The 6,438-nt window shown below is 65.4% G+C and carries 8 protein-coding genes; 5 read left to right on the top strand and 3 right to left on the bottom strand.

Annotated features, from left to right (window positions below; translation table 11 throughout):
- Nucleotides 1-106 precede the first annotated feature (106 nt).
- Together AC3WG5_RS01505 and arsC are read right to left on the bottom strand one after the other, a co-directional pair.
- Nucleotides 107-601, bottom strand: coding sequence for a MarR family transcriptional regulator (locus AC3WG5_RS01505; protein WP_008952218.1), 495 nt, complete (start codon nucleotides 599-601; stop codon nucleotides 107-109).
- A 60-nt stretch (nucleotides 602-661) separates the two neighbouring features.
- Nucleotides 662-1,012, bottom strand: coding sequence for an arsenate reductase (glutaredoxin) (arsC, locus tag AC3WG5_RS01500; protein WP_014088544.1), 351 nt, complete (start codon nucleotides 1,010-1,012; stop codon nucleotides 662-664).
- 115 nt (nucleotides 1,013-1,127) lie between these two features.
- Between arsC and AC3WG5_RS01495 the strand changes: the two genes are divergently transcribed.
- The 5 genes from AC3WG5_RS01495 (at nucleotide 1,128) to AC3WG5_RS01475 (ending at nucleotide 5,661) form a co-directional block, all read left to right on the top strand.
- On the top strand, nucleotides 1,128-2,366 hold the full coding sequence (locus tag AC3WG5_RS01495; RefSeq protein WP_492567532.1) for a multidrug effflux MFS transporter: 1,239 nt from the start codon (nucleotides 1,128-1,130) through the stop codon (nucleotides 2,364-2,366).
- A 126-nt stretch (nucleotides 2,367-2,492) separates the two neighbouring features.
- Nucleotides 2,493-3,038, top strand: coding sequence for an iron transporter (locus tag AC3WG5_RS01490; protein WP_492567531.1), 546 nt, complete (start codon nucleotides 2,493-2,495; stop codon nucleotides 3,036-3,038).
- A gap of 79 nt (nucleotides 3,039-3,117) precedes the next feature.
- Nucleotides 3,118-3,447 carry a cupredoxin domain-containing protein gene (locus tag AC3WG5_RS01485; RefSeq protein WP_014088541.1) on the top strand — a complete coding sequence of 110 codons (330 nt, stop codon included), beginning with the start codon at nucleotides 3,118-3,120 and terminating at the stop codon, nucleotides 3,445-3,447.
- A gap of 22 nt (nucleotides 3,448-3,469) precedes the next feature.
- Nucleotides 3,470-4,291 (top strand): FTR1 family iron permease, encoded by an 822-nt coding sequence (locus AC3WG5_RS01480; protein WP_008952223.1) that lies wholly within the window; start codon nucleotides 3,470-3,472, stop codon nucleotides 4,289-4,291.
- The gene (locus tag AC3WG5_RS01475) at nucleotides 4,264-5,661 is read left to right on the top strand and encodes a 4Fe-4S binding protein (RefSeq protein WP_492567530.1); all 1,398 of its coding nucleotides are present in this window, start codon (nucleotides 4,264-4,266) and stop codon (nucleotides 5,659-5,661) included. Before AC3WG5_RS01480 ends, AC3WG5_RS01475 begins: the two co-directional genes overlap by 28 nt.
- A 264-nt stretch (nucleotides 5,662-5,925) precedes the next feature.
- Here AC3WG5_RS01475 and ybaK read toward each other — a convergent pair whose 3' ends face one another.
- A complete protein-coding gene (gene ybaK / locus AC3WG5_RS01470) occupies nucleotides 5,926-6,408 on the bottom strand; it encodes a Cys-tRNA(Pro) deacylase (protein ID WP_008952225.1) in 483 nt (160 codons plus the stop codon).
- Nucleotides 6,409-6,438: the final 30 nt, after the last annotated feature.

Here is a 6,438-nt window from a genome sequence, read left to right as displayed (position 1 = left end):
CAGTGGGGGCGGGGGAGTGGAGGCTTAGTCATGCAATTATTCATTTGCAAAATAATAACTGTTGTTACTATATGATCGACAAAAAACCGGCCAGGCCGGTTCCTGCTCAGCCGCCGAGACGGGCGAGCAATTTGCGCAGCAGACCCTCCAGCTGCACTTTTTCGTCCCCGCTGAAGTCGGACCACAGCGAGCGGTTGCGGTCACGCGCCACCGGCATGATGAGCTCGACGAAACGGATGCCCGCGTCGGTCAGCACCAGCCGGATCTTGCGGCGGTCTTCGGCGCAGGGCTGGCGCTCTGCCCAGCCGTTCTTCACCAGTTCGTCCGAGATGCGGGTGGCGTTGGTGCGCGAGGAGTCGAGCGTGTCGCTGATGTCGGACGGATACAGCACGTGGTCCGGGCAGGCATACATCGTCATCAGCGTCATCCACACCGACTCGTGAATGCCGTAGTCCTTGAGCGCCTCGTTCAGGTAGGCGCCGAGACGCGGCATGATGTGGTAATAGAGCCGGGTGAGGATGACCTCCTGGCGCGGCACGCCGGGAAAGCGGCTGTCGACACGGTCTATTGCCTGTTCGAGCTGGTGAAAGGATTTGTTCATGGCTCGATTATAGTAAACCGTGTTACTATTTCGCAAGAAACATTTTGCTGGTTGGCAGATTCACTGCCCGAGCAGGGTCAGCACCCGCTCCGGAGGTCGGCCGATCACGGCCTGTTCGCCTTGTACCGCGATCGGGCGCTCGATCAGGCGCGGGTGGTCGACCATGACCGCGATCAGGTGGCGGCGCTCCAGCGTGACGTCGTCCAGGTGCAGCGCCTGGTACTCGTCCTCCTTGTGGCGCATCAGCTCGCGCGGCTCCAGCTGCAGCAGCGTCAGCAGCCGGTCGAGTTCCTCGGCGCTGGGCGGGGTTTTCAGGTAGTCGATGATCTCGACGTCGGCGCCGGCGTCCTGCAGCAGTTTCAGTGCCTCGCGCGACTTGGTGCAACGCGGGTTGTGGTAGAGGCGAATCATGTGGGGTTCCCCTTTTTTAGCGGACGGCTATTGTGACCCAATAGGCTGGCCGGGGCCAAGCCGCCGCCATCCGCGCGGCCGGGCCACTTTAGATTATTTGGAAAACGACGATTTGATGCCTTCACAGACTGTTACTTCCCCGAGCGCCACGCGTTCGCGCGGCCTGGCCCTGGTGCTGGCGCTGCTGGCGACGCTCGGGCCGTTTTCGATCGATACCTTCCTGCCGGCGATGCGCGCCATCGGCGCCTCGCTCGGCGCGAGCCCGGTGGAAATCCAGCAGGCGCTCACCGTCTACCTGTTCTGCTACGGCTTGATGATGTTGTGGCACGGCTCGATTTCCGACGCCGTGGGACGCCGTCCGGTGGTGCTGGTGACCACCCTGTTGTTCGGGGTGGCCTCGGTCGGCTGCGCGCTGGCCGACAACCTGACCATGCTGTTGATCTTCCGCGGCCTGCAGGGACTGTGCGGCGGGGCCGGCCTGGTGGTGGGGCGGGCCATCATCCGCGACCGTTTCGACGGCGCCGAGGCGCAGCGCATGATGTCGCAGGTGACCATGCTGTTTTCGCTGTCGCCGGCGATCGCGCCGGTGGTGGGGGGTTGGCTGTTCGGCGCCTTCGGCTGGCATTCGATCTTCGTGTTCATGGCGCTGATCGGCTTCGGGCTGTTCGTCATGAGCTGGTTCTCGCTGCCGGAGACGCACGGCCACGAGCGGCGCCAGCGCCTGCACCTGGGCACGCTGCTCGCCAATTACGCCCGGGTTGGCCGAAAACGCGAGTTCCAGCTGTTGGCGGCGGCGGTGTCGTTCAACTTCGCCGGCTTCTTCGTCTACATTCCGGCGGCGCCGGTGTTCCTGATGCAGCACCTGGGGCTCGGGCCGGAGCAGTTCCTGTGGATGTTCGGCCCGGCGGTGGGCGGCATCATGCTGGGCGCCTTCCTGTCCGGGCGCCTGGCCGGGCGGCGCGACGCGCGCCAGATCGTCAACCTGGGCTACGGCGTGATGTTCACTGCGCTGGCGGCCAACCTGCTCTACAACCTGCTGTTTCCGCCCGCGCTGTTCTGGAACGTGGCGCCCTTGATGCTCTACACCACCGGCATGTCGCTGGTGGCGCCGTCGATCACGCTGATCCTGATGGACCAGTTTCCCGAGCTGCGCGGCACGGTGTCGTCGCTGCAGGGCTTCACCCAGACCATGATGTCGAGCCTGGTGGCCGGCGTGATCGCGCCCTTGGTGTGGGGCAGCCCGCTGACGCTGGCGCTGACCATGGCGTGCTTCCTCTGCCTGGGCTTCGGCTTCCGCATGGCATTCCGGCGCCGCCTGGCGCGTGGCGTGGCGCTGGCCGGCTCATCGCGTTGATCTGGATCAAGATGAAATTCATTCTCATCTATTGCGCCAGGTGAGATTACGAATGATAATGACTCCCGTTAATTGATCGGCGCCGGCCGTTGCCGGCAGTCCACCGTCCTTTTCTGGGAGAACCGAATGATCCGTCGTCTGAGCCACGTCGCGCTGGCCCTTGCCGGTGTCGCCGCCGCCTCGTCCGCCCTTGCCGCCGAATACCCGATCGGCAAGCCGCAAATCAAGAACGGCATGGAAATCGGCGCCGTCTACCTGCAGCCGGTGAAAATGGAACCGGAAGGCATGATGCGCAAGGCCGCCGAGTCCGACGTGCACCTGGAAGCGGACATCCACGCCGTCAAGAACAACCCGAACGGCTTCGCCGAAGGCGACTGGATGCCATACCTGGTGATCAAGTACGAGATCAGCAAGGTCGGTTCCAACCAGACCATCAAGGGCGACTTCATGCCGATGGTGGCCTCCGACGGCCCGCACTACGGCGACAACGTCAAGCTGATGGGGCCGGGCAAGTACAAGCTGAAGTACACCATCCAGGCGCCGAGCGCCAACGAGCACGCCCATTTCGGCCGCCACGTCGACAAGGAAACCGGTGTCGGCGCCTGGTTCAAGCCGTTCGAGCTGAACTACGAGTTCACCTACGCCGGCACCGGTAAAAAAGGTGGCTACTAAGCCCCCGGGCCGATGATCCGACCGACAGCGTCGCAGCTTCCTGCGGCGCTTTTTCCCTTTCTAGCAGGAGCGTTGTTTGATGAAGCGTGCATGGCTGATGGTGTTGGCGCTGGGGCTGGCTTCGGCCAACGTGCTGGCCGAAGAGTTGCCGGTGTACCGGCTCGAACTCAAGGACGGCAAGCTCAATCCCGCCCGGCTGCAGGTGGCGGCCGGCAAGAAGTTCAAGATCGAGCTGGTCAATTCCGGCAAGACCCCGGTCGAGTTCGAGAGCACCCCGCTGCGCAAGGAAAAGGTGTTGGGCCCCGGCGCCGACTCGTTCGTGGTGATCCAGCCCTTGAGCCCGGGCGAGTACAAGTTTTTCGACGAATTTCACATGGCCACGGCGCAAGGCGTGATCGTCGCCAAGTAAGCCGGCGGGCAGGGAGGCAACAATGGGACAGGTGCTGTTCATCGTCTGGCGCGAGAGCGTCGAGGCCATGCTGGTCATCGGCATTCTCTACGCCTGGCTGAATAACCACGGCGAAGTGGCGGCGCGCGGCAAGCGCTATCTGTGGGGTGGCGTGCTGGTCGGCTTCTTGTGCGCCATCGTGCTGGCGCTGGGCCTGTTCGGTGCGGCCGAGCTGTTCGGCGGCGCGCAGGACAGCTTCCAGACCGTGATGGTATTCACCGCCGCCGCGCTGATCGTGCACATGGTGCTGTGGATGCGCGAGCACGGCCGCACCCTGAAGCGGGAGCTGGAAAGCGGCCTGGCGGATAACGCGGCGCGCAACAACTGGTGGGGCGTGCTGACGCTCACCGCCATCGCCGTGGCGCGCGAGGGCAGCGAGACCGTGGTGTTCCTGTACGGCATGCTGGCCGGGGCCGACGGCAGCACGCTGCTGTCGATGGGCGGCGCGGCGCTGCTGGGTTTCCTCCTGGCGCTGCTGACCTTCTTCCTGTTGCAGCTGGGCGGGCGTTTCCTGTCGTGGCGGCTGTTCTTCCGCGTCACCGAGGTGATGTTGCTGCTGTTGGCGGCGGCGCTGTTCATGAACGGCATCGAGCACCTGATCTCGATGGGTTACCTGCCGGCGCTGGTCGATCCGCTGTGGGACAGCTCGATGCTGCTCGACGACATGTCGCCGGTGGGCGGCGTGGTGGCGGCGCTGACCGGCTATCGCGCCCATCCGGCGCTGATGAGCCTGTTGGCCTACGGCATGTTCTGGTTGCTGATGACGGGGTTGATGAGATGGCGGCAACAACAGCCGGCGGCGTAAGCCGCCTGTTGGCGAAGGGCGGCGACTGGCTGCGCGATCATGGCCGCCTGCTGCAGCGTCTGCAGTGGGTGGTGGTGCTGGTCTACGCTTTCCTGCTGGTGGTGCCGGCCTGTCTGCCGCTGCCGCCGGACACGGCGCGCATGGTCGACAACCTGACCATCTTCGCCCAGTTCGTGTTCTGGGGTATCTGGTGGCCGTTCGTGCTGCTCAGCATGGTGCTGTTCGGCCGCGTCTGGTGCGGCGTGCTGTGCCCCGAGGGGGCGCTGTCGGAATGGGCTGCCAGGAAGGGCCTGGGCCGGCCGATCCCGCGCTGGATGCGCTGGGGCGGCTGGCCCTTCGTCGCCTTCGTGCTGACCACGGTGTACGGCCAGCTGGTGAGCGTCTACCAGTATCCGAAAGCCGCCCTGCTGGTGCTGGGCGGCTCGACTGTGGCGGCGGTGGCGGTGGGTTTCGTCTATACCCGCGGCAAGCGCGCCTGGTGCCGTTACCTGTGCCCGGTCAACGGCGTGTTCGGGCTGCTGTCGAAGCTCGCCCCGCTGCACTTCAAGGTGCAGGAAGAAGCCTGGCAGGCGTCCATCGCCAACAAGAACGTGATCCGCATCCAGGCGGTCAACTGCGCACCGCTGCAGCCGATCCGCCACATGAAGGGCGGCAGCGGCTGTCACATGTGCGGGCGCTGCAGCAGCCACCGCGACGCGGTGACGCTGTCGCTGCGCTCGCCCAGCGCGGAAGTGGTTGAGGTGGCTGAGCGCGAGGCCGACGGCTGGCAGACGCTGCTGATCGTCTACGGCCTGCTCGGCGTGGCGATCGGTGCCTTCCACTGGAGCGCGAGCCCCTGGTTCGTCACGCTCAAGCAGGTGGCGGCGGAATGGCTGATCGCACGCGACATCTGGTGGCCGTTCGAGAGCAACGCACCGTGGTGGCTGCTGACCCACTACCCGGAATTGAACGACAGCTTCTCCTGGCTCGACGGCACCATGCTGCTGGGCTACGTGTTCGCCACCGCGCTGGCGATGGGCACGGTGATCAGCGTGCTGTTGGCGCTGGCGGTGCGGCTGGCCGGGTCGTGGCAGCGCCAGCGTTGGCACCACCTGGCGCAGGCGCTGATCCCGCTCGCCGGCTGCGGCGTGTTCCTCGGCCTGTCGGCGCTGACGGTGACGCTGCTCAAGAACGAGGGCCTGCCGGTGTTCTGGGTCAACGACTTCCGCCTGCTGCTGCTGGCTTCGGCCAACCTGTGGTCGCTGTGGCTGGCGGCGCGCATCGTGCGGCGCTGGTGCGGCGGGGTGCGCTGGCTGGCGGCGCTGCTGCCGTTCCTCGGCACGCTGGCTTGGGTGGACAGCGCCTGGGGCTGGATGTTCTGGTGGTGGTGAATCCGGCCCCATTAGGCGGCTACGCCTTTGCATCTTGAGCGCCGGCAGACTGCGTGCGAATCCCGCGCTGAGCCAATCGAAGATTGGCTCGCAGGAATTCGCCCAGCGATGCGGAATCCTCATGGACCCTGTGTCCATTCCGGTTCCTGCGCGTTGGCGGCGCTCAACCTGCCTTGGCTCGCTCGCCTACTTGGGATCGGCTGCGAGGACCAATGACCCGCCACCAAGCCGGCGCCGCACTGCGCCGGCTTTTTTGCGCCGGTTCTAGGCGGCGGCGTTGACCAGCGTCGGCTTCAGCACGCGCACCAGGTCGGCGGCGCTGATGGCCACCAGGAAACCGCGCTTGCCGCCGTTGATGTAGAGCGTGTCGAGTTCGGCGATGCTCGCCTCCATGTACACCGGCATGGCGTGGCGCGTGCCGAACGGGCTGGTGCCGCCCACCTGGTAGCCGCTGTGCTTGTCGGCGGTCTTGGGGTCGCACGGGTTCACCTTCTTGGCGCCGATCTGTTTCGCCAGCATGCCGGTGCCCACCTCGCGGTCGCCGTGCATCAGCACGATCAGCGGTTTCTTGTGCTCGTCTTCCATCACCAGGGTCTTGATGACGACGTGTTCGTCGACCCCCAGTTCACGCGCCGACACCGTGGTGCCGCCTTTTTCCTCGTAGGCGTAGAGATGGGGGCTGAAGGGCACGCCGTGCTCGCGCAGCACGCGCACCGCCTGGGTCACCGGGGTCTTGTCCTTGCTCATGGCTGTTGTCGTGGCGGTAGAAAGGGTGAA

It is taken from the genome of Pseudogulbenkiania sp. FW507-F1 (assembly GCF_058781125.1).
Note: the sequence above shows the minus strand (reverse complement) of the source record. Positions and strands in the feature narration are given on the sequence as shown.